The 22,861-nt window shown below is 58.8% G+C and carries 26 protein-coding genes; 10 read left to right on the top strand and 16 right to left on the bottom strand.

Annotated features, from left to right (window positions below; all coding sequences use genetic code 11):
- Positions 1-3: 3 nt before the first annotated feature.
- Positions 4-897 (bottom strand): helix-turn-helix domain-containing protein, encoded by an 894-nt coding sequence (locus KORLAC_RS18450; protein ID WP_068309276.1) that lies wholly within the window; start codon positions 895-897, stop codon positions 4-6.
- A gap of 57 nt (positions 898-954) precedes the next feature.
- Between KORLAC_RS18450 and KORLAC_RS18445 the strand changes: the two genes are divergently transcribed.
- Positions 955-1,647: an aspartate/glutamate racemase family protein gene (locus KORLAC_RS18445; protein WP_068309275.1), complete on the top strand. Its 693-nt coding sequence runs from the start codon at positions 955-957 to the stop codon at positions 1,645-1,647.
- Here the strand turns inward: KORLAC_RS18445 and KORLAC_RS18440 are convergent.
- The 14 genes from KORLAC_RS18440 to ubiE form a co-directional block, all read right to left on the bottom strand.
- Entirely contained in the window at positions 1,644-2,033 is a 390-nt protein-coding gene (locus tag KORLAC_RS18440) for a hypothetical protein (RefSeq protein WP_068309273.1), read from the bottom strand. The two genes, KORLAC_RS18445 and KORLAC_RS18440, sit on opposite strands and share 4 nt — an antisense overlap.
- Entirely contained in the window at positions 2,030-2,431 is a 402-nt protein-coding gene (locus KORLAC_RS18435; RefSeq protein WP_068309272.1) for a hypothetical protein, read from the bottom strand. The genes KORLAC_RS18440 and KORLAC_RS18435 overlap by 4 nt, the downstream gene beginning before the upstream one ends.
- A gap of 45 nt (positions 2,432-2,476) precedes the next feature.
- Positions 2,477-2,722: a hypothetical protein gene (locus tag KORLAC_RS18430; protein ID WP_139167679.1), complete on the bottom strand. Its 246-nt coding sequence runs from the start codon at positions 2,720-2,722 to the stop codon at positions 2,477-2,479.
- A 150-nt stretch (positions 2,723-2,872) separates the two neighbouring features.
- Positions 2,873-3,295, bottom strand: a complete 423-nt coding sequence (locus KORLAC_RS18425) for a DsrE family protein (protein ID WP_068309266.1) — start codon at positions 3,293-3,295, stop codon at positions 2,873-2,875.
- Complete coding sequence (locus KORLAC_RS18420; RefSeq protein WP_068309265.1) at positions 3,295-4,062, bottom strand: HesA/MoeB/ThiF family protein; 768 nt, start codon at positions 4,060-4,062, stop codon at positions 3,295-3,297. The genes KORLAC_RS18425 and KORLAC_RS18420 overlap by 1 nt, the downstream gene beginning before the upstream one ends.
- Positions 4,063-4,068: 6 nt before the next feature.
- Positions 4,069-4,536, bottom strand: coding sequence for a cytochrome c (locus tag KORLAC_RS18415; protein WP_068309263.1), 468 nt, complete (start codon positions 4,534-4,536; stop codon positions 4,069-4,071).
- A gap of 96 nt (positions 4,537-4,632) precedes the next feature.
- Complete coding sequence (locus KORLAC_RS18410; RefSeq protein ID WP_068309261.1) at positions 4,633-5,103, bottom strand: cytochrome c; 471 nt, start codon at positions 5,101-5,103, stop codon at positions 4,633-4,635.
- Positions 5,104-5,126: 23 nt separating this feature from the next.
- Positions 5,127-5,555: a phosphatase domain-containing protein gene (locus tag KORLAC_RS18405; RefSeq protein WP_068309259.1), complete on the bottom strand. Its 429-nt coding sequence runs from the start codon at positions 5,553-5,555 to the stop codon at positions 5,127-5,129.
- Between the two features lie 294 nt (positions 5,556-5,849).
- Complete coding sequence (gene dut, locus KORLAC_RS18395) at positions 5,850-6,314, bottom strand: dUTP diphosphatase (RefSeq protein WP_068309256.1); 465 nt, start codon at positions 6,312-6,314, stop codon at positions 5,850-5,852.
- Positions 6,315-6,320: 6 nt separating this feature from the next.
- Complete coding sequence (coaBC, locus tag KORLAC_RS18390; RefSeq protein ID WP_068309254.1) at positions 6,321-7,523, bottom strand: bifunctional phosphopantothenoylcysteine decarboxylase/phosphopantothenate--cysteine ligase CoaBC; 1,203 nt, start codon at positions 7,521-7,523, stop codon at positions 6,321-6,323.
- A gap of 81 nt (positions 7,524-7,604) precedes the next feature.
- Complete coding sequence (locus tag KORLAC_RS18385; RefSeq protein ID WP_068309253.1) at positions 7,605-8,372, bottom strand: substrate-binding periplasmic protein; 768 nt, start codon at positions 8,370-8,372, stop codon at positions 7,605-7,607.
- 97 nt (positions 8,373-8,469) lie between these two features.
- Complete coding sequence (locus tag KORLAC_RS18380; RefSeq protein ID WP_068309251.1) at positions 8,470-8,880, bottom strand: DoxX family protein; 411 nt, start codon at positions 8,878-8,880, stop codon at positions 8,470-8,472.
- Positions 8,881-9,352: 472 nt separating this feature from the next.
- Positions 9,353-10,888, bottom strand: coding sequence for a 2-polyprenylphenol 6-hydroxylase (gene ubiB, locus KORLAC_RS18370; protein WP_068309247.1), 1,536 nt, complete (start codon positions 10,886-10,888; stop codon positions 9,353-9,355).
- Between the two features lie 22 nt (positions 10,889-10,910).
- A complete protein-coding gene (gene ubiE, locus KORLAC_RS18365; RefSeq protein ID WP_241493452.1) occupies positions 10,911-11,708 on the bottom strand; it encodes a bifunctional demethylmenaquinone methyltransferase/2-methoxy-6-polyprenyl-1,4-benzoquinol methylase UbiE in 798 nt (265 codons plus the stop codon).
- Positions 11,709-11,853: 145 nt separating this feature from the next.
- Between ubiE and KORLAC_RS18360 the strand changes: the two genes are divergently transcribed.
- From KORLAC_RS18360 to gyrB, 9 genes are all read left to right on the top strand, one after another.
- On the top strand, positions 11,854-12,249 hold the full coding sequence (locus KORLAC_RS18360) for a hypothetical protein (RefSeq protein ID WP_068309245.1): 396 nt from the start codon (positions 11,854-11,856) through the stop codon (positions 12,247-12,249).
- Positions 12,250-13,086: a bifunctional DNA-formamidopyrimidine glycosylase/DNA-(apurinic or apyrimidinic site) lyase gene (gene mutM / locus KORLAC_RS18355; RefSeq protein ID WP_068309243.1), complete on the top strand. Its 837-nt coding sequence runs from the start codon at positions 12,250-12,252 to the stop codon at positions 13,084-13,086. It abuts the gene before it with no gap.
- Positions 13,087-13,103: 17 nt separating this feature from the next.
- Complete coding sequence (locus KORLAC_RS18350) at positions 13,104-13,463, top strand: hypothetical protein (protein WP_139167680.1); 360 nt, start codon at positions 13,104-13,106, stop codon at positions 13,461-13,463.
- Between the two features lie 104 nt (positions 13,464-13,567).
- A complete protein-coding gene (locus KORLAC_RS18345) occupies positions 13,568-14,344 on the top strand; it encodes an enoyl-CoA hydratase (protein ID WP_068309239.1) in 777 nt (258 codons plus the stop codon).
- A gap of 183 nt (positions 14,345-14,527) precedes the next feature.
- Positions 14,528-14,791, top strand: coding sequence for a 30S ribosomal protein S20 (rpsT, locus tag KORLAC_RS18340; protein WP_068309238.1), 264 nt, complete (start codon positions 14,528-14,530; stop codon positions 14,789-14,791).
- 589 nt (positions 14,792-15,380) lie between these two features.
- On the top strand, positions 15,381-16,739 hold the full coding sequence (dnaA, locus tag KORLAC_RS18335) for a chromosomal replication initiator protein DnaA (RefSeq protein WP_068309236.1): 1,359 nt from the start codon (positions 15,381-15,383) through the stop codon (positions 16,737-16,739).
- A 320-nt stretch (positions 16,740-17,059) separates the two neighbouring features.
- A complete protein-coding gene (dnaN, locus tag KORLAC_RS18330; RefSeq protein ID WP_068309425.1) occupies positions 17,060-18,175 on the top strand; it encodes a DNA polymerase III subunit beta in 1,116 nt (371 codons plus the stop codon).
- 107 nt (positions 18,176-18,282) lie between these two features.
- The gene (gene recF / locus KORLAC_RS18325; protein ID WP_082714782.1) at positions 18,283-19,494 is read left to right on the top strand and encodes a DNA replication/repair protein RecF; all 1,212 of its coding nucleotides are present in this window, start codon (positions 18,283-18,285) and stop codon (positions 19,492-19,494) included.
- Positions 19,495-19,520: 26 nt separating this feature from the next.
- Complete coding sequence (gyrB, locus tag KORLAC_RS18320) at positions 19,521-21,965, top strand: DNA topoisomerase (ATP-hydrolyzing) subunit B (RefSeq protein WP_068309421.1); 2,445 nt, start codon at positions 19,521-19,523, stop codon at positions 21,963-21,965.
- A 210-nt stretch (positions 21,966-22,175) separates the two neighbouring features.
- On the opposite strand, the gene KORLAC_RS18920 is transcribed toward gyrB, so the two are convergent.
- The coding region (locus KORLAC_RS18920; protein ID WP_160328662.1) for a calcium-binding protein at positions 22,176-22,861 on the bottom strand (686 nt) is incomplete at its 5' end.

Below are 22,861 nucleotides of genomic sequence, written 5' to 3'. Positions count from 1 at the left end.
GCCCTAAGCCACACGTGTCCGGTAAGCCGCAGGCGCGATCCCGAATTGACTTCTGAAGCTGCTGGTCAGGTGCGCCTGGCTGGCAAACCCGCAAGCGTGGGCGATGTCTGCGATGGATGCTTCCGGCCGTGTCAGGCTCCGACGGGCTTCGCTGAGCCTGCGTTCCAGCAGGTAGGCGTGCGGCGTGGTGCCCGTGGCCGCGGCAAACGCACGAATGAAGAAGCCAACGGACAAGCCCACTTCCATTGCCATCTCAAGAACTGTCAACTTGTCTCCGAAGCGGGCCTCGATCAGGTCATGCAGGCGCCGCATGCGGGTACGTGTCAGGCTGCTGGCGGGCTTGGCTGTGGCGGGCTTGGCTTTGAGGGCAGCCTCAAAGAGGACCGCCGCAAGGCCTTCGGCCACCGTTTCTTCCTCGGGGTTCAGGATCAAAAGCTGCCTGAGCGCCCTGGCGGCAGTGCCCGCGCCTTTGAACGCGGCATTGCTATATTGGTAGATGGCCGCCCCATCAAAGGCGTCAGCATAGTGCTGCTCGTGCCCCGGTGTGATGGTAACCGTGAGATATTCGCCCCCGACATCCGACCGTGACCGAATATCACAGCCGGCGGGTGTCAGCGCCATGCTGTCCGGCATGGTCAGGAAAGGCGATGCCCGGTCGGTTGCAAAGGCGTGCAGGCCGGTCTGGATATCGAACGCGAAACCGGCAACCACCCGGTCCGGCGTGTAGGCCACATCGTAGGGCGCGCGCGGCAACAGCTCGGCGCTGATGGCGCCCGCCGTCACTTTCCTATGTGTCGCCTTGCAAGTCATGGCGGCAGGATAGCCGCCACCGCCCAGCCTTGTCGACGAAACAAAAAGCCGCAGGCGATTTGGGGTCACTTTTTTGAAAGCCTTCACTGTTGCGCCCCCTCTAACCTGCTGCCAATGTTGTTTGGATGAAGAAGGGATGACCCCATGAAGACGATTGGCCTGCTTGGCGGCATGAGCTGGGAATCGACAGCCACCTATTACCGGCTCTTGAATGAAAGCATCAAGGACGCGCTTGGCGGCCTGCACAGCGCCAAAATTCTGCTGCACAGCGTGAACTTTGATGAGATCGCACAGATGCAGCGCGAGGGCGCATGGGACGCGGCTGGTGAGATGCTGGGTAATGCTGCCGCGGGGCTTGAGGCCGCGGGCGCCGACATGACGCTGATCTGCACCAACACCATGCATCTGGTCGAAGACGCCATCCGCACACGCACATCCGTGCCCCTTCTGCACATCGCCGACGCCACAGCTGAAGCAGCCCTTGAGCACGGCTACAAGACGCTGGCGCTTCTGGGTTCAAGCTTCACCATGGAACAGGATTTCTACAAAGGCCGAATCGTCGAGAAGTTCGGCATTGAAGTTGTCATCCCTGATGAGGCCGACCGCACCATTATCCATGACGTGATTTTTGATGAACTGTGCAAAGGCGTGATTTCCGAGGCCTCGCGGGCAGAATATGTTCGAATCATTGAAGCCCTGCACAAAGGCGGCGCCGATGCTGTCATCCTTGGCTGTACGGAGATCGGCCTTCTGGTGAAACCCGGGCATACGGCTGTACCGCTTATCGACACCACTGAGGTGCACTGCGCCGCAGCGGTGAAGGCTGCGCTGGCCTAACGCCCCACATCCGGCAGCAGGAAGTTCTTGCGCGCCAACTCGCTTTCGAGCGTCGCATCCTTGTAATAGCCCGCCAGAAAAGGCGGGCTTTTGCGCATCAGGTCGGGGTTGGTTTCCAGGAACGCGTCGAAGGTTTTGGCGCCGCACGCCAGCTGCTTCTCATGAATGATGAACATGAAGGCCCAGGTGACTGTCTCGTGATAGCGGTCCCCAAGCCCAAAGGCGACATCCCACGCCAGCAGCTCCCGCGCCATAGTATCGCACGCTTCGCCAAGCGGCAGGCGCTGCAGGTAAATCCACCCAACGCGCAGATGGGCTTCGTGGGTGAAAGCTTCGCGCGTCAGCCGGTGGCTTTCAAAGGCTTCGATCAGCTCATCGTCGGTCATGCGGCCTCCTGGCGTGTCCCCTGGTCCGGCAGGATATAATGCTGGCGGGCGCGGGCACTCGCAAGAGTATCCTGGGAATAATAGCGCATCAGGATGGACGGCGTTGCCACCAGGTCAGGATTAGCACCGAGAAATACATCGAAGCTCGTTGCTTGTGTTTCCGCCTGCCGCTCCGCGATCAGCAGCATATAAAACCAGGTAATGGTTTCATGATATTTGTCGACGCAACCCAACGCCCGGGTGTAGGCTTTCAGGGCCCGCGCGAATCGGTCTATGGCGTCCGCGAGCGGAAAGCGTGTCGCATATATCCAGCCCATGCGGATGTGCGCTTCATGGTTAAACAGGTTTGCGTTCAGGCTCGTGTCCTCGAACGCAGCCATAAAATCTTGGTCGGTCATGATGTCGTCCTTTCTGTCGGGGCTCAGGTCTGTCGGGGCTCAGGCTTATTCCGTCAGCCTATGGCTGTGGCTGGCATTCAGGTCACAGTCATAGACCTTCATAAGGGTGGCAATCTTGGCGCGTGTTTCTTCGGAAAACGGTGGCGTCTTGCCGTCAAAGGCATGCAGCACGATGCCCTCGAGAAGATCCCCCAGCGACAGATCCAGATATTCCGCAGTGCCTTTCAGCACCTTGACCAGCCGCTTTTCCATGCGAACGCCTGTTTGGACGCGCTCAATTTTTGTTGTCATTGCCATTTCCTCGCTTGAATATGTTATCTATGTACCATGGTAACATGCCAATTACAAATCAAACATGTCATTCGCCGACTGGATCGGCGAACCCACTTTTCTTCAATAGACTCGCCGGTCCTGCCGGCGAGTGACGGTATACAAAGAGAATCAGAAAGTCAGCCAGTCGCCGCCATGGCCTTTTTCGATGATTTCGGCGAGGCCTGCGATCTCAACCGCAGGGCGGGTGATAAGCGACGTCACATCAAGGTCGTGTTCGCGCAAGGCGGCCTCACACACCAGGAAGCGGGCATCAAGTGCCGCGAGGCCGTCCATCAAGATGCAGCTGTCGGCCACGCCCTTGTCTTCAAGTGCTGTGTCCATTGCCGGCCCCGTTACACCAGCCTGTGTCTTTAGTTGCGCCCAGCCACCTTCGGTCAGGAAGGGCGTCGCGGATTTGGAGAAAAAGAAGGTCACTGGCCGCCCCATGGCACTGGCTGTCGCGCCCGTCATCAACGCCATATGGATGCGCTCAGGGTCAGGGCTGATCACCATCAGTGTCATGGGTTTCCGTGTTGCCTGCGCCTTTGCCATCAGCTTTTTCCCTTTGCGCATGCCGGGCAGTTCGGGTCCTGCGGCAGGTTGATCTTGCGCACAGCCATATCGCGTGCGTCCATCATCAGCATCTTGCCTGCCAGGCTTTCACCCACACCGGTGATTTCCTTCAACACCTCAAGCGCCTGCATGGTGCCCACCATACCCGCGACCGCGCCCAGAATGCCAAAATCCGCACAGGTGCGCGCTTCGTTCGCGGGCGGTGTGTGGGGCAGGAAACAGCGATAGCAGGGCAGACCCGCGCCCGCGTGCGGCTTGAAAGTGGCGATCTGCCCTTCATAGGAAGACAGCGCGCCCGACACCAGGGTCTTCTCCAGCGCCACGCAGGTGTCGCTGATCAGGTGCCGTGTCTTGAAGTTGTCTGTGCCGTCGGCGACGATGTCATAGTCCGCGATGATTTTGGCCGCGTTGGCCATGGTCAGTCGTTCAGGGATCACATTCACCGTCACGTCCGGGTTAAGCGCCGCGATCTTCTCGGCCGCGCTTTCCACCTTGGCCTTGCCCACATCGGGGGTGGTGTGGATCACCTGGCGTTGCAGGTTCGAAAGCTCAACAGCGTCGTCATCCACGATACCGATCGTGCCAACGCCCGCCGCCGCGAGATACAGGAGCACCGGCGCACCAAGGCCGCCCGCACCCACCACAAGCACCTTGGCGTTCAATAGCGCAATCTGCCCGGCGCCGCCGACATCCTGCAGAATGATATGGCGCGCATAGCGCTCCAGCTGGTCGTCTGTGAAATCCATAAAGGTCTACTCTAACACCGGCGCTTCGGGGGCATAATCCTGGTGGCAGGCGGCGCAGGCGCGCAGCATGTCACCGAAAATCTTGCGCTCCCCCACAATATCCTCGGCCTTGGCCGCTGCCTCAAGGGCGCGGGCCATGGCGTGAAATTCCTTGTCGCGTTCGACGAATTCCTTGCCCAGCACCAGCTCAAGCTCGCGCAGGTCCATGGTGGTGACTTCCTGCTGCATAATGAAGGCCTTGTCCATGTGGGACGCAAATTCCTGCACGCTGGCATGGTCTTCAGCGGCCAAGGCCTCCTCGATGCCTCGTCCAGCGACCGCCAGCTGCAGCATTTCATCCTTCAGGAACCCGCGCATGTGGTCAGACAGTTCAAGCGCCGGCGCGTCCTCTGGCCCACTATTTGACAAGACGGCCCCGCCGGTAACTGCCAGGCCCGTCCCCAGGAAAATCAGTGCCGCAATTTTGCGTTTCATAGAGTGCCTCATTTCCGCTTCAACTTGATTGCCATCCTGCTATAGCACCAGATCGTGCCGCAACGATGGCAAAAATTGCTTTTTCCGCGCGCTGCGTCAGGGTGTCACAAGTTCTGCGACGCTCGCTGGCGCGTAGCGCTCATGACAGCTTACACATGCCGCCTTCAAGGACTGAAATATCTGTGTCTGGCGCTCGGCTTCGCCTGCTTGTGCGGCCTGGGAAAGCTCAAGCGCTGTGCCGTGGAACGCCTTGTCGGTCAGGACAAAATCTGCCCCCAGCACAAATTTCAGCCGCCGGATATCGTCGGGTGTCAGCTTTTGCCTGAGGATGAAACTGTCGTGCATCTGTCTGGCGACAGAGGCCACCGTCGCCTCATCACCCGCTTTGAGGGCTGCGTCGATCGACTGCACCCCCGCATTCAGCAGGCGCATCTCTTCCTGCAGCAAGCTGCGCAGATTGTCAGGCAGGCGTTCGGACGCCGCCGGTTCCTGCTGGTTCGTCACAGTGTAGATGCCCACGCCGATCAGCGCAGCGAGCACAATCAGAATAATCACACCTGCTTTCATGAAGACCCCCTCTTGAGACCGGCCTAAAAATCGCCCGGCGCCACCTGGAAACACGGAATGCCTTCCGCACGCCACATGTCCACCACCTTGTTGCGGTCATCATACACCGCATCCGGGCGCGCGTCACATGCCATGAGCCAATTGCGCTTCAGGATATGATCCGGGGTGAAATCCCGCGCGTCGCGCATGCGGGTCAGAAGGCTGGGGTCGATGCCGTGCTCCTCCAACCAATCGTGGGTGTGGGCCCGCACCTCATCAGACCGGCCGGACCATATCTCGACCCGGTGCCCTGCTTTCAGGTGCGCCTTCAAGGCGCCGATCACCTCATGCTTCGGGGAGTCAGACACGCACGACCGGTAAAAGGACGGCCAGTCCGGCCTCGGCCCATTCACCAGATGGCGGCGGTGATCCACATCCGCCAGCGTGCCGTCCAGATCAAAGATCACGAACATGGAATCCTAGTTCCTCACGATGGTTCACAAACACCTCCCGTAAATAGCGCACGTCGCATAAAACGAGATGTATGCTTGAATTGGGAGGATCACAAACAAGCTGCTGAAAGCTGCAGCTTGATTCTTCAACCCAACCGCTACAACCGCCACCGCTGGAGGTAAGAACATGATAACAACCGTGCCCCACTCGCGGCTCGCTGGACCAAGCAATTTAGCGACTGCCATCAAGGCAATAGCGACAATTACATTTAGTACAACAGCTGTGGTGAACCATTTGGCAAAGTTTGCCACCAGTTACTTCACGCCAGTGGAGCCAAAACCGCCGGCGCCGCGTGCGGTCTCATTGAGTTCTTCAACCTCGGCCCAGGTGCCCTGGGTGACGGGACTGATGATCATCTGGGCGATGCGCATGCCGCGCTCGATGGTGAAAGGTTCGTTCGAGAGGTTCACCAGGATCACCTTCACCTCGCCGCGATAGTCCGCGTCGATGGTGCCAGGTGTGTTGAGGACCGTCACGCCGTTCTTGGCGGCCAGGCCAGAGCGCGGACGCACCTGCGCTTCAAAACCCGCGGGCAGCGCCATGGCAAGGCCGGTCGGGATCATGGCGCGGTCCAGCGCGCCCAGGGTGATGCTTTCGCCCTCGCCAAGGGCTGCATACAGGTCCATCCCGGCGGATTGTTCGGTCTCATACTTCGGCAGGTTGAGGCCTGCGCCGTGCTCAAGCCGTTTGACCTCAATCACCACTTTATTGTCGCGCATCACGCTTTATCCCTTCAATACTTCTGCAATCTTGAGCGCGAGCTTGTCCGCCACCGCGCTTTTTTCCATTTTCGGCCAGCTCTCCGCGCCCGCGGCGCTGATCAGATGAATTTCGTTATACTCGCCGCCCATGATGCCGGTCTGGGCCGACACGTCATTGGCCACGATCAGGTCGCAGCCCTTGCGCACGCGCTTCTCTGTTGCGTGCTCAACCACATTTTCGGTTTCTGCCGCAAAGCCCACCACCAGCGCCGGGCGGCCCTTTTTCAGGCCGGAAAGCCCCTTCAGGATGTCCGGGTTTTCGCCGAACTCGAACGATGGCGTGCCGTCTTTGGATTTCTTCAATTTCTGGGCACCGCCATTTTTCACATGCCAGTCCGCGACTGCGGCCACACATACGGCGATGTCTGCGGGCAGCGCGGCGTCCACCGCGGCCTGCATTTCACGCGCGGTCTCCACATCCACCCGGGTCACGCCGGCCGGTGTTTCCTGCGCACACGGCCCGGCCACCAGCGTCACATCCGCACCCAGGCGCGAAAGCGCCGCCGCCACTTCAAAGCCCTGTCGGCCCGAGGACCGGTTGGCAATATAGCGCACGGGGTCGATGGGCTCATGGGTCGGCCCGGCGGTGACCACCGCGCGCTTGCCCGACAGCAGCAGGTTGTCACCACCGAAGAAGTCCTCGACCGCAGCCACCATATCCATGACTTCCGCCAGACGCCCAGGCCCCACTTCGCCGCAGGCCAGCATGCCGTCGCCCGGCTGCACGATATGGACTCCGTCGCCCCGCAGGGTCTCCAGGTTCCGTTTGGTGGCTGGGTGGTCCCACATCTGGGCATTCATCGCAGGTGCGATCATCACCGGCTTGTCGGTCGCGAGTAAGATGGTCGACGCCAGGTCATTGGCGATGCCGTTGGCCATCTTGCTCATCAGGTCTGCGGTCGCAGGCGCGATTAAAATCAGGTCGGCCTCGCGGCTCAAGCGGATATGCCCCATCTCGGCTTCGTCCTTGAGGGAGAAGAGGTCCGTATAGCATTCGTCGCCGGTGAGGCTCGCGACACTGAGCGGCGTGATAAACTCCTGCCCGCCGGATGTCAGCACCCCGCGCACGGAGGCGCCGCGTTCCATCAGGCGGCGCGCCAGATCAAGCGCCTTGTAGGCCGCGACCCCGCCGCCGATGATCAGAAGTATGCGTTTGCCCTTGAGCATGCAGGACCCTTTCAAAAAACCGGTCCCCGACATATAGGCGGGAACAGGGCGGGCCTCAAGGAGAGAGTGTAAAACCGGTGGTCAGGGCAGGATGTCTGCATGGAGGTAACGCGACATAATTCCGGTATAGGTGCCATCTGCTTTCATGCTGTCCAGAGCAGCCTGCAAATCATGGATCACCTGATTGTCGCTTTCTGGATGAAAGGCATAATAGAGGCTGTCTTTCAGCAGAACATGTACGATCTCGAACTTGGACGCCGCGAGTTTCAGTTTACGGATTTCCCACCGGGCCATCGTCGCATCAGCGACCCAAAGATGAATTCTGCCGCGCGACAGCAACAATGCCCCCCTGCTTTCTTGTACGATCGACATCATGGAACTGGGGGAGACACCCTTTTCCTTAAGCCATTCATGGCCAACCGTGTCCTGGGAAACACCAATGTGGTACCGGTTCAGGTCTGATGGGTTGTCTATCGTAATATTATCTTCCCGGCGCGCCCATATAACGGTTTGTGTGGCCGCAATGGGCCCAACCCAAAGAAAATGCTTTTCCCGTTCCGGTGTCCTGACAGTCGAAAAAAGGACGGTGTTGGGGCGGGCCTGGGCCTGGGCATATCCCCGTGCCCAAGGCACAATAGCGATGTCGCGTCGCCTGTAGGGCATGTCTGCACGCGCAAACATTTCCACCAGAATGTCAACCGAGATGCCTCTGATCTCCGGGCCATCCCGAAAAGAATAGGGCGCCAATGCTTCCGCCAGAAACTGGAACTCTCCGTCAGAACTGAGAGCAGCTTTTGATGGCAACGCCAGAATGAAGAAACAAATGGCGAAAAGCCGTGCGAAAATCATGCAATCAACTATCCCTTACCCCTTCTGAGGAATGATAGACCGAAAGCGTTAAAGAATTTATAGGGCAACCCAAAAGGGTGAGTTGCCCTACACTTAATTAGCTGTCGCCGGATGCTGCGCGGTTGTCGAGCGCGAATTCCCCGCCACCGAAGCGCATGAGGATAAGGAACGCGCCCGCCATGGCCAGATTCTTCAGGAACATGGTCTGCTGCATCTGGTCAGCGAAATCGGCGTGGAACAACACCGCGGTCACAAGACAGAAGCCCGCCAGCAGGAACGCAACCAGCCGCGTCTTGAAGCCGATGAGGATCGCAATCCCCGCCAGCAGCTCAAAGATGGCCGCAGGCCAGAACAGGAAACCCGGCACACCGGCCGCTTCCATATATTCCACCATGCCCGCGCCGCCACTTGCGACCTTTGCAAAACCGGCACCAATAAAAATGATAGACAGGAACAGGCGGCCCAAGGGGGCCGCGAACGGGTCAAACTTCGAAAGCAGGTTATCCATAAATCCCTCCCCTGTTATGGAAGGGACAGTGTCCGCCAATTCAGGCGATGGCGCAAGCGTCGCATGATCTCCGTTGATCTCGACGGAAAGTTCGGGCCTATTTCATACACCAAACAGCAAAACAACTTCTCGGTAGGAAGGCCGCTTCATGGCTAGTGAAACAAACAAAAACCATTGGATCAGGCTGGGAGCCGTTGTCTGCATGCTTTTAGCAGGCGGGCTTATACTCATTTCTCTAGGGTATATATTTGACCTGAGCGACGAGACCCAAACCTATCTGATTTTCGGGCTGCTCATAGTCGAGGCAAGCCTGTTCATCTGGTCGCTCACATTGTTCAGGTGCCCGTTCTGCAGCAAGAACCTGATCATCAGAACTATAGTCCTGTTCGAAAAAAATATACCCTACTCCAACATGTTTTGGGCACCTAAAGAGTGTCCGAAATGTGAGAAGGGCCTGCCCTGAAATTAGTATTTATAGCATCAAAATTTTGATAATGGCGGCGCCGGTGATGAGGCCGAGCGCGAAGGGCCACAGGCCGATCTTGGGTGCAGGCGCAGGTGCGGCTTCCCAGTCATCGTCCTCAGTTTGTTCATCATCCTCTTCCGACAGCCATTTCTCAATGCGGTAAGGCAGGCGCTCAAGGAAGCGCGGCAGGTTGGCCACCATATCCGCGAGGCGGGCCTCGGGCGACAGGTTGGCCCGTATCCAGGCCTCGATCACGGGCTCGGATATCTGCCACATGTTGGCGGATGGGTAGAGATGCAGCGCCATGCCTTCAGCCATCACCATGGTGCGCTGCAGCAACAAAAGCTGCGGCTGTGTCTGCATGGCGAAACGCTCGGTGGTGGCGAACAGCTGCGCGAGGAGCTGGCCCGCGGAGATTTCCTCCACCGGCAGGTCCATGATCGGGTCGGCGATGGCCCTGAGGGCCTGTGCGAATTCTTCAAGGCTCTGGTTCTTTGGCACATAGCCCGCGTCAAAATGCACCTGCGCCACGCGGATATAATCGCGCCGGATGAAACCATAGAGGATTTCCGCGAGGAACTGGCGCTCGCGCTTCGACAGACGCCCCATGATGCCGAAATCGATGGCAGCGATGGTGCCGTCGGGTTCCACGATCAGGTTGCCCTGGTGCAGGTCAGCGTGGAAGAAGCCGTCACGAAGCGCTTGCGTTAGGAACACCTGCACCACCTTCTGGCCCAGGGCTTCAAGGTCATGGCCCGCGGCTTCAAGTGCTGCGCGGTCGGCAAGGCGAATGCCGTCCACCCATTCCAGCGTCATCACGCGGCGGGCCGTGTGGTCCCATTCGATATGGGGCAGACGGTAGCCGCTTTCACCGCGCATGTTTTCTGCGAGCTCTGCCGCGGCCGCGGCCTCAAGCCTGAGGTCCATCTCGCGCAGGGACGTTTCCTTGACCTTGTCGACGATCTTCGAAAGCCGCAGGCGCCGGGCTTCCTTGACATTGCGTTCCGCGAGCACGGCCAGCCAGTCAAACAGCTTCAGGTCACGCACGAATCGCGCTTCGATATCGGGCCGCAGCACCTTCACGGCCACCGGCACACCCTTTTCCGTGACAGCCTTATGGACCTGCGCGATGGATGCCGCCGCGACAGGCACTTCCTCAAACGCGGTAAAATGATCTTCGAGTTTGCCGCCCAGCTCGGCCTCAATGGTGGCGCGGGCCTTGGCGAACTTGAAAGGCGGCAGGCGGTCCTGCAATGTGGTCAGGCCTTCGGCGAGAGGTCGACCTACAAGGTCAGGCCGGGTTGCCAGTGTCTGGCCAAGCTTGATATAGGCCGGGCCCATACTGGCAAGCGCAAGCGCAAGCCGTTCGCCGTCAGACGCTGGCAGGCCAAATTTGTGCGGCACATAAAAGGTGAACAGACGCAGCAGACGCGGCGCCCACGCAGGCACAAGGTCAATGTTCGCCAGCGCCCGGATGGCCCCGAAGCGGCGAAGCCCCACGGCCAACATATAAAGCTGGAAAAGATATCCGATTGTGCGCACGCGCCTGCCCTTTGTTTGCCGCTTAAATCCGGGTGCCCTGGTGGATCGCCACGATGCCCGCCGACATGGTGCGATATTTCACGCGCGCAAAGCCTGCTTCCCTGATCATTCCCTCAAACTTCTGGGGCGTGGGGAACCGGCGAATGGATTCCACAAAATATTGGTAGCTGTCCCGGTCTTTGGTGATGAACTCACCCATCGTCGGGATGACATTGAAGCTGTATGTGTCGTAGGCCTCTTGCAGCACGGGCACGACCTCGGGACTGAACTCAAGGCAATAGAAGGTGCCGCCGGGCTTCAGCACGCGGTAGGCTTCCTCAAGCGCTTCATGGATGCGTGTGACATTCCGGATACCGAAGGAGATGGTGTAGGCATCGACCGACCGGCTGGCGAACGGCAGCTTCATGGCGTCACCGCAGACGAATTCCGCGCGGCCCGCGTATCCCGCCTTTTCAGCGCGTTCCTTGCCCACCGCCAGCATTTCGGCATTGATATCGCACACGGTTACGGTGCCGCCCCTGGACGTCTCAAGGAATCGGAAAGCGATATCGCCGGTGCCGCCCGCAAGGTCCAGAAGGTGCATGCCGGGCCGTGGATTGACGGTATTGATAAGCGAATCTTTCCACAGCCGGTGGATGCCCATGCTCATCACGTCATTCATGATGTCATAGCGCTTGGCCACGGAATTGAACACGCCCTTGACCATATCGGCCTTCTTGTCTTCCGCCACGGTCTGGAAGCCGAAATGGGTGGTGGCCTCGCTCTCGGTCGGCGCCTGGGTGTGTGTTTCGCTCATCTTATCGTCTTTGCTGCTTGACATTATGGTGGCTTGCCCTGTCATTTTGGCGGACCATAGCCCACGCGGCGGCCATGCGCCAGCCTCGTTTAGAGTATAAGGACAAACGCGACAATATGCCCTGCGATAGTAAAAGAGAGCTCCATTAGAAATTTAAAGGAGGCCCCGAATGACCGCATACGAACTGTTGGACATTCGAAACCAGACAAGTGACGCCTATATGTCGACCATGAAATTTTGGCTGACGGTAACTTTCGCTGTTTTCGGTGCAGTGAACTTCATCAGAGACGATATTTCGCTTTTGGGCGCTGGCCTTCTTGTCGTGTTCTATGGTGGCCTGTCCTTAGCTACGGGCTTTTATTGCACTCAGTTAAAGAACGAGATTCATGCGATCGAGGATGATCTGTGTGCTACCGCAGAAAAAGAAGCTGCCAACCTTCATATTATGAATCCTGCGATCATCCGCAGTCGGGTTATGTCAATGGCCTTCCAGTGGGCCTGTGTCATTGGTGCACCCATCGTATATGCCGGGTTTCTTTATCAGATTTTGCCTGTAGGAAAATAAATGCCCGAACTTCCCGAAGTTGAAACCGTCAGGCGCGGCCTTGTGCCGGTTCTGGAAGGTGCCGTCATCAAAAGTGCTGTGGCCAACAGGCCGGACCTCCGCCTGCCGATCCCGGTTGATTTCGCAGTGCGTCTTACGGGCAACCGGATCGAGCGACTCACACGACGGTCCAAATATATCCTGATGGAATGCGCCGACGGCCTTGTGGTGATCCTGCACCTGGGGATGTCCGGTCGCGTGACCATCACGCCTGCAGGCGCGCCTGCGCCCACGGTGGGCAAGCACGACCATGTGGTGATTGTCACCGACCGCGGCGACCATATTATATATAACGACACCCGGCGCTTCGGCATTATCACCTTCACCAGCCTTGACGATATGGACGACCACCCGCTTCTGAAATCCATTGGACCGGAGCCCTTGGGGAACCAGTTCAACCTGGATGTGCTGAATGCGGGCCTCAAGGGCCGGAAAAGCAGCATCAAGGCCGCACTGCTGGATCAGAAGCTGGTGGCGGGGCTGGGGAATATCTATGTGTGTGAGGCGCTTTGGCGCGCGGGCATCAGCCCCAAGCGCACCGCCGACAGTGTCGCGGGCAAGCGCGCCGATCGCCTGTTCCCAATCATCCGCGAGGTGCTGACGGCGGCGATTGAAGCCGGGGGATCAACCCTGAAGGACTATGCCCAGGTAGACGGCGAGCTTGGCTATTTCCAGCACAGCTTCCAGGCCTATGGCCGGGAAGGAGAAGAGTGTTCAAAGCCCGGATGTGGTGGTACGGTCGCCCGGATCGTGCAATCGAATCGTTCCACATTCTATTGCCCGAGTTGCCAGCGATGAAGGGAAACCGCCAGACCATGCGTTTATTGCTTCCGATTATGATCCTGTTTGTGGGCCTTGGCGCGCGTGCCGAAGAAAACTTCATCGACGGCTTCCCGGATGTGCCGTTTCTTTCGGTGATTCGCGCCCTTGAGGGCGAACCGGTGGTGTTTGACACCCCGGGCGGCACTGTTGCGGAAGCCACGTTCCTTTTGAACGACACCGCCGCCAAAGCCATGGATTCCTATAGGGAATCGCTGATGGCCCTTGGCTGGGCCTGCGACAGCCCAACCACCGCAATGCACTGTTGGCGCGAGGAGAATCGGCTCACCTTCAAAGGAACTGACGGCGAAGACGATACCCCCCGTCTGGTGCTGCGCCTGGAGCCACAAAGCTGACGCAAACCGGGGCGCCCCGGCCTGCTCGCCACAAAGGGCTTTTCAAATGAAGCTCAGGGCATTAGGAGTCTCAGCCACAGATCAGAGCAATAGAAGGCTGAAAGATGACTTTCGAAACCATTCTGCTGGACAAGCAAGAAGGCGTGGGACTGATTACACTCAATCGTCCTGATGCCCTCAATGCACTGAACAGCAAACTGCTTGAGGAACTGGGTGAGGCACTGCTCGCGCTGGACGCGGACGCCGACATAGGCGCCATTGTTGTCACCGGCAGTGAAAAAGCGTTCGCGGCAGGCGCCGACATCAAAGAGATGTCCGGCCTCTCGTTCGCTGACGTTCTCAAGAAAGATATGTTCGCTGAGATCAACAGCGTGTTTGCCCGGGTACGCAAACCTGTGATCGCAGCGGTAAGCGGCTATGCCCTTGGCGGTGGCTGTGAAATTGCCATGGCATGCGATTTCATCATTGCCGCCGAAAGCGCCAAGTTCGGCCAGCCCGAGATCAAGCTGGGCGTTATTCCGGGAATCGGTGGTTCCCAGCGCCTGACGCGTCTTGTTGGCAAATCCAAGGCCATGGACATGATGCTGACGGGCCGCATGATGGATTCGGCTGAAGCGGAGCGTTCCGGCCTCGTGAGCCGCGTGCTGCCAACCGAAGACATGCTGGACGGCGCCATGGAAGTGGCATCCAGCATTGCCGACCTGTCCGCGCCAAGCGTGGCACTGGCCAAGGAAGCCACCAACCGGGCGCTGGAGACAACGCTTGCGGAAGGGCTTCTGTTTGAACGCCGGGCCTTCCATTCGCTGTTTGCGACGGAAGACCAGAAAGAGGGCATGAGTGCCTTCATCGAGAAACGCCAGCCGCAGTTTAAAAACTGCTAAGGCGGAAATCAGCGAGAAAACTGGGCCTAGCCTATTGACTGGGGCCAATATCGGGTATATAGACCCGACCTCGAATTAACTGGTGGACGCAGCCATGAAGGCGGGCGGCCCCGATTGAACAAAGAAAGCAAGGACTGAAGCGCTGGACGGTTATTGAAGCGCGGTCCGATAAAGGTAGAAGAAATGGCAAATTCTGCACAAGCCAAGAAACGCATTCGTCAGAACGAGCGTCGTCGCTTGATCAACAAATCCCGCGTAAGCCGTATCCGTACGTTCGTACGTAAGGTTGAAGAAGCAATTGCTTCCGGCGACAAGTCTGCTGCTGGTGAGGCCCTGAAGGCCGCTCAGCCAGAAATCATGCGCGGTGTGACGAAAGGCGTTATCCACAAGAAAACGGCTTCCCGCAAAGTTTCCCGTCTGTCCGCTCGCGTTAAAGCACTCGCGTAAGCAAGACGCCGCTGGCGCGAACCCGATTCGCTGCCTGCCGGGACAAGATACCGATCTAAGCCATGCCATTCCGGCGTGGCTTTTTTCATTTTTGCAGAGCCGAGCGGGAACAAAAAGGGCACACCATTCAGCCCATTTTTACCGGAATCAAGATATTGTATGCGGCTCTGATTCACGCCATAGGGCTGTGAAGAATCTTTGTGTCAAGCGATAGATTCAGTTGCTGGGGCTACCCCCCAGATGTATCTTCCAATCTTACGCGGCGGGCCAGCCGGGCGACCAACCATCCCATTTTTGGGAACCGCCCGAATGTGGTTCAGGCCCTATAACCGGAGAGACCTGCCAGGGATCTCAACGGGGGCTGGGATCACGTCGTCGCATTTGAAAATAACAGATCGGGACCATGGACCTGACTGGCGCTTTGCTGGAGAGGCAGGAGCAGTTGTGTCAGCAACAGGTTTATTGTGAGAATTATCACTAAGAAGGTCCAGGCGTTGGGCATAGTGCCGAAGTTTGTAAGGGGTTAGGTCGCCCAATGGCTGAAAGGGAGAGTAATAAAATGGGGGCTTCAAGGGGGGCTGCATCCGCTATGGACGCAAACTTTGACGCGTCGCCATGGCCAAAGGTTTGCGACAAATTCAAGCATGAGTTCGGTCAACACGCCTACACCACCTGGCTGGGCCAGCTGGGCTATCAGGGTGTCGACAGCGGCACTGTTGAGCTGACAGCGCCGACCAAATTCGTCCGCGACTGGATCACACGTCACTATGCGCCGCGGCTGAAGGATTTCTTCCTCGCCGAGGACCCGCGCATCAAGGGGCTGTCGATCCGTCTGGCCGCACGCCAGGCCGCCGCGAACGCCAAACCTGTTGAGCGAGCGCCGGCAAGTCCTATTGAGGTGGACCCGTCCACTGGCGCCGACGAGAGCGCGGCTCTTGATCCGAAATATACTTTCGACAGCTTCGTTGTCGGCAAATCGAACGAGCTGGCGTACGCCGCCGCCAAACGCATTGCCGAAACCGATGAGGTTACCTTCAACCCCCTCTTTCTGCATGGCGGCGTGGGCCTGGGTAAAACCCACCTGATGCATGCCATCGCCTGGGAAATGAAGCGCCAGAAACCGACAAAGCGTGTGGCCTATATTTCGGCCGAGAAATTCATGTTCGAATTTATCGCTGCGCTCCGCTTCAAGGACACCCACGCCTTCAAGCAGAAATTCCGCGCCCTGGACCTTCTGATGGTGGACGACGTACAGTTCATCGCCAACAAGGAAAGCACCCAGGAAGAATTCTTCCATACCTTCAACGCGCTCGTCGACAATCGCTGTCAGGTGGTGATCACCGCCGACCGGTCCCCGACCGACCTTGAAGGCATCCAGGAACGCATTATCAGCCGGCTGGGATGGGGCCTGGTGGCCGACATCCACCCAACCGACTATGAACTGCGACTGGGCATCCTGCAGTCGAAGGCCGAGCAGGCAGAGAGTGTTATCGTGCCTGCCGAGGTTCTCGAATTCCTCGCCCGCCGCATCACATCCAACGTGCGCGAGCTTGAGGGCGCACTGAACCGCGTGATGGCTTATGCCACCCTTGTGGGCCGCCCCATCACCATGGACATGACCCGCGACGTGCTGCAGGACCTGATCCGCGCCAACGACCGCAAGCTGACGATCGACGAGATCCAGCGTGCCGTGGCTGACTATTTCAACCTCAGGCTGGCTGAGATGCTGTCCGAGCGCCGCGCCCGCAACATTGCGCGCCCGCGTCAGGTGGCCATGTATCTGTCGAAACAGCTGACCAGCCGCAGCTTGCCGGAGATCGGCCGTCGCTTCGGCGGGCGCGACCACACAACGGTGATGCACGCTGTAAGGAAGATCGAAGACCTGCGCCGCGACGACAGCCAGCTGGACGACGATATTTCGCGCCTGACCCGGCTTCTCGAAGGCTGATTCCGGGGCCTGTTTCAGGCGCTCAAATCAGATCCGATTCTGGTGGCTGCGACTCGGCAGTTTTCCTTAGATTCCAAACCACAAAAAAAAGCGCCTTTTTGGCGCTTTTTCGTTTGGTTTAAGGGCGAAAATCGCTATTGTTCCCTTAGACACAAATCCTCATCCAGCAGGGTGTTGAAATCACCCGTCCCTGACCCGGATTTTAATCGCTAAATTCCGGCACGGGGGCACCGACTCGATTTCACCAGCCAGACCCGGATGAGAGGGGGCGCCCCAGCCGCGAGGTGGGGCTAATAATGTTAGGCAAGAAGAATATTTCCATGAAAGTCACCATCGAACGGAATTCACTTTTGAAAACGCTGGGGCACGTACAGTCGGTGGTAGAGCGCCGCAACACGATCCCTATCCTGTCGAACGTGATGGTCGAAGCTGAAGGCGACATGGTCTCGATGACAGCGACCGACCTGGATATCGCGATCATTGAGCGCGTATCTGCGAGCGTTCAGCAACCTGGCTCCACCACGATCCCGGCCCATACGCTGTTCGACATCGTGCGCAAGCTGCCGGACGGCAGTGAGGTTGAGCTGACACTGGAAGAAGGCGAGCGCCTGGTGGTCAAGGCCGGTCGGTCCCGCTTCACGCTGGCATGCCTCGACAAGGAAGATTTCCCGGTCATGAACGACGGTGACATGCCGCACCGCTTCGATCTGGCTGCCGAAGAGCTGAAGCGCCTGATTGACAAGGCCCGCTTCGCCATCTCGACCGAGGAAACCCGCTATTACCTCAACGGTATTTACCTGCATGTTGCCAACAGTGAAGACGGCCAGCGCCTGCGTGCAGTCGCCACAGACGGTCACCGCCTGGCACAGGTTGAGCAGGACGTGCCAGAGGGCGCAGCCGGCATGCCGGGCATCATCATCCCGCGCAAGACGGTTGGTGAAGTCCGCAAGCTGATCGACGAATTCGAGGGCAACGTGAATGTGTCCCTGTCGGACACCAAGATCCGCTTCGCCTTTGATGGCGCCGTGATCACCTCGAAGCTGATCGATGGCACCTTCCCGGACTACAGCCGCGTGATTCCCGAAGGCAACGACAAGATGCTCGAGATGGATTGCCGCCTGTTCGCGGAAGCGACTGACCGGGTATCCACCATCAGCTCCGACAAGACGCGCTCGGTGAAGCTATCGATCGCGCCAGACCAGCTGACGCTGTCGGTCAACAGCCCGGACAGCGGCACAGCGACGGAAGAGCTGGCGGCCTCCTACGGTTCCGACGCGCTGGAGATCGGCTTCAACAGCCGCTACCTCTTGGACATCCTGGCACAGATCGAAGGCGATACCGTGCAGGTGTTCCTGGCGGACCCATCGGCGCCAACGGTGCTCAAGGACATGATCGACGAAGGCGCGCTTTATGTCCTGATGCCGATGCGGGTCTAGGCCCGGTTGGCAAGGCGGCTTGCGGCCGGATTGGTGCCGGGAAAGCTTGGGATTGGTTGAAGACATGATAGCCATTAGGGCACACTATAAATCGGCGGGGTTCAGCCATGGCTGAACCAGCCCAGGCAGCGGGCGCAGGCGGCATGAGCCCCGCGCCCCAAAGCCATGGTGTCTATGTCTCCTCCCTGACGCTGACGGACTTCCGGTCCTATAGCCGCACCAAGATCACGCCCACGGGGGACCATCCCCTGGTGGTGCTGGCGGGCCCCAACGGGGCCGGCAAAACAAATGTGCTGGAGGCCCTGAGCTATCTGGCGCCTGGTCGGGGCCTCAGGCGTGCGCCGCTTGAAGAGGTCGCCAGACAGGAAGCCACAGGCCCCTGGGCAGTGGCTGCGACCCTGATGCTGGACGGCGAGGATATCCGCGTCGGCACGGGGCTTGAAGGCACAAAGGGCGAAGGGGCGACCCGCCGCCTGGTGAAGATTGACGGGGAAGCGATCTCCAGCACCAACACGCTGGGCGACCGCTGGTCGGTCACCTGGCTGACGCCACAGATGGACCGCCTTTTCATTGAAGGCCCATCGGCGCGGCGCCGGTTTCTCGACCGTATGGTCCTGGGGCTGTACCCGGACCACAGCCGTCAGGTCGGCGCCTATGAGCGGGTGATGCGCGAGCGCAACCGCCTGTTCGCGGAAAAGGGCATGGGCGCAGACATGGCCTGGATCTCGGCGCTGGAGACCAGAATGGCCGAACACGCAGTTGCGGTGGCCATTGCAAGGCTGGATTTCGCCGGGCAGCTGGCAGGCCAGCTGGAGGCGGCAGACGAAAGCCCCTTCCCCAAGGCGCTTCTCGCCATCGATGGATGGCTGGAGGAGCAGATCGCTGACGGGATGGCTGCGGTAGAGGCAGAGAGCGCCTACCGCGACAAATTGGTGAGCCTGAGGGCACGCGACGCCAGAAGCGGCCGCGCGTCGGAAGGGGTACACAAGACGGACCTGATCGTCACCCATGCGCCCAAGGGCATGCGCGGCGAACTGTGTTCCACCGGCGAGCAGAAGGCGCTCCTGATTGCGCTCGTGCTGGCCAACGCAAGACTGCAGGCGGCCCAGAAGGGCCAGGCGCCGTTGATGCTGCTCGATGAAGTGGCTGCGCACCTGGACGAGGACCGCCGAGAAGCGCTTTTTAGTGCGCTTTCAAGCCTTGGCAGCCAATGCTGGCTGACAGGCACCGACCGGGAGCTCTTCATCGGGCTTGAAGGACGGGCAGAATTTTTCGATGTGCGGGACGGTAAGATCCAGCCGCTGCACACACAAGGATAACCGGATCTGAGGGTATGAGTGAAGACATGACCGATACACCAGAAGCAATGGCTGAAAACGCTGCAGCAGCTGAATATGGCGCGGATTCCATTAAGGTCCTGAAGGGCTTGGATGCCGTGCGGAAGCGCCCGGGCATGTATATCGGCGACACCGAGGACGGCTCCGGCCTCCACCACATGGTGTTCGAGGTTTCCGATAACGCCATCGATGAGGCGCTCGCGGGCCACTGTGACCTGGTGACCATGACGCTCAACCCGGACGGCAGCTGCACCGTCACCGACAACGGCCGCGGCATCCCCACTGACATCCACGAGGAAGAAGGTGTGTCGGCCGCCCAGGTGATCATGACCCAGCTGCACGCGGGCGGAAAGTTCGACCAGAACAGCTACAAGGTATCGGGCGGCCTGCACGGTGTAGGCGTGTCGGTAGTGAACGCGCTGTCCGACTGGCTTGAGCTGAGGATCTGGCGCAACGGCAAGGAACATTCCATGCGCTTTGAAAAAGGCGAGCCGATCGGCGACCTGGTGGTTGTGGGCGATGCCGGCGGCAAGAAAGGCACCAGCGTGACCTTCATGCCGTCGCTGGACACCTTCAAATTCATTGAGTTCGATTTCGAGCGCCTTGAGCACCGATACCGCGAGCTGGCGTTCCTGAACTCGGGCGTGCATATCCTCATTCGCGACAACCGCCATGCGGACGTCAAGGAAGTGGATCTGTTCTATGAAGGCGGCATCACAGCCTTCGTGAAATATCTGGACCGCAACAAATCCAGCCAGATTGGCGAGCCCATCACCATCATGGGTGAAAAAGACGGCATCACGGCGGAGATTTCGCTGCAGTGGAACGACAGCTATCATGAAAATGTGCTGTGCTTCACCAACAACATCCCGCAGCGCGATGGCGGTACCCACCTGGCGGCCTTCCGTGCGTCGCTGACCCGCACGATCAACAACTATGTCAACGACAGCGGCCTGGCCAAGAAAGCCAAGGTCTCCCTCGCGGGCGACGACAGCCGCGAAGGCCTGACGGCCGTGGTGTCGGTAAAAGTTCCGGACCCGAAATTTTCCAGCCAAACCAAGGATAAACTAGTGTCATCCGAGGTTCGCCCTGCCGTTGAGGGCCTGGTGAACGACAAGCTGACCGAATGGTTCGGCGAGCACCCCAATGAAGCGCGTGCCGTTGTCCAGAAGATCATCGACGCCGCCACCGCGCGCGAAGCGGCACGGAAGGCGCGCGAGCTGACACGCCGCAAGGGCGCGCTCGATATCGCCAGTCTGCCCGGCAAGCTGGCCGACTGTCAGGAACGCGACCCGGCCCTTTCCGAACTCTTCATCGTGGAGGGCGATTCGGCAGGTGGTTCGGCGAAGCAGGGACGGAATCGGAAGAATCAGGCGATTCTCCCCTTGCGCGGTAAAATCCTCAATGTGGAGCGTGCGCGGTTTGACCGCATGCTGGCGTCGAACGAGATCGGCACGCTGATCACCGCGCTTGGCACCGGTATCGGCCGCGAGGACTTCAACGCCGACAAGCTTCGGTACCATAAAATCATCATCATGACCGATGCCGACGTCGACGGCGCCCACATCCGGACACTGCTCCTGACCTTCTTCTACCGTCAGATGCCGGAAGTGGTGGAACGCGGGCACCTCTATATCGCGCAGCCACCGCTCTATAAAGTTGGCCGCGGCAGGTCAGAGGTCTATCTGAAGGATGACCGGGCGCTGGATGACTATCTGATCGGCCAAGGCAAATCGGATGTGATGATCATTGATTCCAATGGCACCCAGCATGCTGGTGGCGAGATCGAGCATCTGGCCAATGAGGCACGCGCCATCAAGACCATCATGTCCAACGTGCCGCAGCGCTATAACGCGACGCTGATTGAAACCATGGGCCTTCTGGGCGGTTTTGATGAGAAACTGCTGGAAGACCAGCCCGCGCGGCAAGCCATGGCCGACCGGATCGCTGAGCGCCTGAATGTGCTGGCGACCACCGAAGAGGAAAACGGCTGGTCCGGCATGGCAGCCGACGATGGCGGCTACAGCTTTGCCCACGAGGTGCGCGGCGTGATCGACATGCACAAGATCGACGCCCACTTTATCGAAAGCCAGGAAGCGCGCAGCCTTCACAAGCGCATGGGCGAGGTGCGGGACCTGTTCCAGCAGCCGATCACAGTCACGCGCAAGGAAGAAAGCCAGAGCGTGGGCACGCCGCTTGAGATGCTGGCCATGATCATCGCCTATGGCCGTAAGGGCCTGTCGATCCAGCGCTATAAGGGCCTCGGGGAGATGAACCCAGAACAGCTGTGGGAAACCACGCTCGACCCGGACGTGCGCTCGCTATTGCAGGTGAAGGTCAGCCAGGCCGACACGGCAGACGAGATCTTCTCCAAGCTGATGGGCGACGTGGTCGAGGAACGCCGCAACTTCATCCAGGACAACGCCCTCTCCGTCGCAAACCTGGATATCTAGCGCGCTGTAGGTGTTGTAGGGTGACACATAAAGTGAGATTTTGGGCGCATAAACTGCGATTCTGTGACACATAAAGTGAGATTCAGAATCGCAGTTTTCTGCCAAACTTCAGTGAATAGAGGCCCGAAGGTAATGATGTCTTCGGGCTTTTTAGCGCCTTATAGGTTCAAGCAATTCTATTCTGACAATGCTCCCGTAATGATTGGTGAATTAGAACGAGAAGTCTGTATTGTCGATAGTAGAAACATCAATCCCCAGCAGCACAATACTATTTCCATTCACGTCAGAAATTAGAACATCGCTGCCGCTTTGAACGATGTTAATGTCGTCATAGCTAATGCCTAGAGACGACAAATCCAAGACATCAGCGTCGGTAAAGTCTGCGATAGTGTCGTTGCCCCAATCAACATCGAAGACAAAGGCATCCCCGTGCGCACCGCCCGTTAGCATGTCATCGCCTTCACCTCCATTGAGAACGTCATACCCGTCCCCACCAATGATGGTGTCGTCAGCAGCCGATCCAATGATGGTATCGTTACCGCCGCCACCGTCGATGGCCGTGATGCCGACCAGTGTCGTGTTGCTAAAGTCCATGAGGTCCCAATAGGCGCTGTTGCCGCTGCCGCTGCCGACGATGGTGACTCCGGTGTAACCACCGGCGTCGATAATCTCGATGCCCTCAAAGTTGCTGGCAACTTTGTTGGTCTGGATGCCAATCGCAACATTGTCCGCAGCCGCCAGGATCGTATCCGTGCCCGCCCCGCCATGGAAGAAATCGGTGCCGTCGCCGGGGTTGACCAGGAAGGTATCATTCCCCGCATCACCGGACAGGTTGTCAGTGCCAGCGCCGCCAATGATGGTGTCGTCAGCAGCCGATCCAATGATGGTATCGTTAC

It is taken from the genome of Kordiimonas lacus, assembly GCF_001550055.1.
Classification (GTDB): Bacteria; Pseudomonadota; Alphaproteobacteria; order Sphingomonadales; family Kordiimonadaceae; genus Kordiimonas; species Kordiimonas lacus.
This window is presented reverse-complemented; position numbering and strand designations above follow the sequence as displayed.

What these genes read in the sequence shown, in the direction of transcription:
- KORLAC_RS18360 (WP_068309245.1), top strand. Translation starts at nt 11,854, where the DNA reads ATGACCGCATACGAACTGTTGGACATTCGAAACCAGACAAGTGACGCC.
- KORLAC_RS18385 (WP_068309253.1), bottom strand. Translation starts at nt 8,372, where the DNA reads ATGATTTTCGCACGGCTTTTCGCCATTTGTTTCTTCATTCTGGCGTTG.
- KORLAC_RS18440 (WP_068309273.1), bottom strand. Translation starts at nt 2,033, where the DNA reads ATGACCGACGATGAGCTGATCGAAGCCTTTGAAAGCCACCGGCTGACG.
- coaBC (WP_068309254.1), bottom strand. Translation starts at nt 7,523, where the DNA reads ATGCTCAAGGGCAAACGCATACTTCTGATCATCGGCGGCGGGGTCGCG.
- gyrB (WP_068309421.1), top strand. Translation starts at nt 19,521, where the DNA reads ATGACCGATACACCAGAAGCAATGGCTGAAAACGCTGCAGCAGCTGAA.
- rpsT (WP_068309238.1), top strand. Translation starts at nt 14,528, where the DNA reads ATGGCAAATTCTGCACAAGCCAAGAAACGCATTCGTCAGAACGAGCGT.
- KORLAC_RS18405 (WP_068309259.1), bottom strand. Translation starts at nt 5,555, where the DNA reads ATGTTCGTGATCTTTGATCTGGACGGCACGCTGGCGGATGTGGATCAC.
- KORLAC_RS18445 (WP_068309275.1), top strand. Translation starts at nt 955, where the DNA reads ATGAAGACGATTGGCCTGCTTGGCGGCATGAGCTGGGAATCGACAGCC.
- ubiE (WP_241493452.1), bottom strand. Translation starts at nt 11,708, where the DNA reads ATGTCAAGCAGCAAAGACGATAAGATGAGCGAAACACACACCCAGGCG.
- recF (WP_082714782.1), top strand. Translation starts at nt 18,283, where the DNA reads ATGGCTGAACCAGCCCAGGCAGCGGGCGCAGGCGGCATGAGCCCCGCG.
- mutM (WP_068309243.1), top strand. Translation starts at nt 12,250, where the DNA reads ATGCCCGAACTTCCCGAAGTTGAAACCGTCAGGCGCGGCCTTGTGCCG.
- dnaA (WP_068309236.1), top strand. Translation starts at nt 15,381, where the DNA reads ATGGACGCAAACTTTGACGCGTCGCCATGGCCAAAGGTTTGCGACAAA.
- KORLAC_RS18430 (WP_139167679.1), bottom strand. Translation starts at nt 2,722, where the DNA reads ATGACAACAAAAATTGAGCGCGTCCAAACAGGCGTTCGCATGGAAAAG.
- dnaN (WP_068309425.1), top strand. Translation starts at nt 17,060, where the DNA reads ATGAAAGTCACCATCGAACGGAATTCACTTTTGAAAACGCTGGGGCAC.
- KORLAC_RS18415 (WP_068309263.1), bottom strand. Translation starts at nt 4,536, where the DNA reads ATGAAACGCAAAATTGCGGCACTGATTTTCCTGGGGACGGGCCTGGCA.
- KORLAC_RS18345 (WP_068309239.1), top strand. Translation starts at nt 13,568, where the DNA reads ATGACTTTCGAAACCATTCTGCTGGACAAGCAAGAAGGCGTGGGACTG.
- dut (WP_068309256.1), bottom strand. Translation starts at nt 6,314, where the DNA reads ATGCGCGACAATAAAGTGGTGATTGAGGTCAAACGGCTTGAGCACGGC.
- KORLAC_RS18350 (WP_139167680.1), top strand. Translation starts at nt 13,104, where the DNA reads ATGCGTTTATTGCTTCCGATTATGATCCTGTTTGTGGGCCTTGGCGCG.
- KORLAC_RS18420 (WP_068309265.1), bottom strand. Translation starts at nt 4,062, where the DNA reads ATGGATTTCACAGACGACCAGCTGGAGCGCTATGCGCGCCATATCATT.
- KORLAC_RS18380 (WP_068309251.1), bottom strand. Translation starts at nt 8,880, where the DNA reads ATGGATAACCTGCTTTCGAAGTTTGACCCGTTCGCGGCCCCCTTGGGC.
- KORLAC_RS18435 (WP_068309272.1), bottom strand. Translation starts at nt 2,431, where the DNA reads ATGACCGACCAAGATTTTATGGCTGCGTTCGAGGACACGAGCCTGAAC.
- KORLAC_RS18410 (WP_068309261.1), bottom strand. Translation starts at nt 5,103, where the DNA reads ATGAAAGCAGGTGTGATTATTCTGATTGTGCTCGCTGCGCTGATCGGC.
- KORLAC_RS18425 (WP_068309266.1), bottom strand. Translation starts at nt 3,295, where the DNA reads ATGGCAAAGGCGCAGGCAACACGGAAACCCATGACACTGATGGTGATC.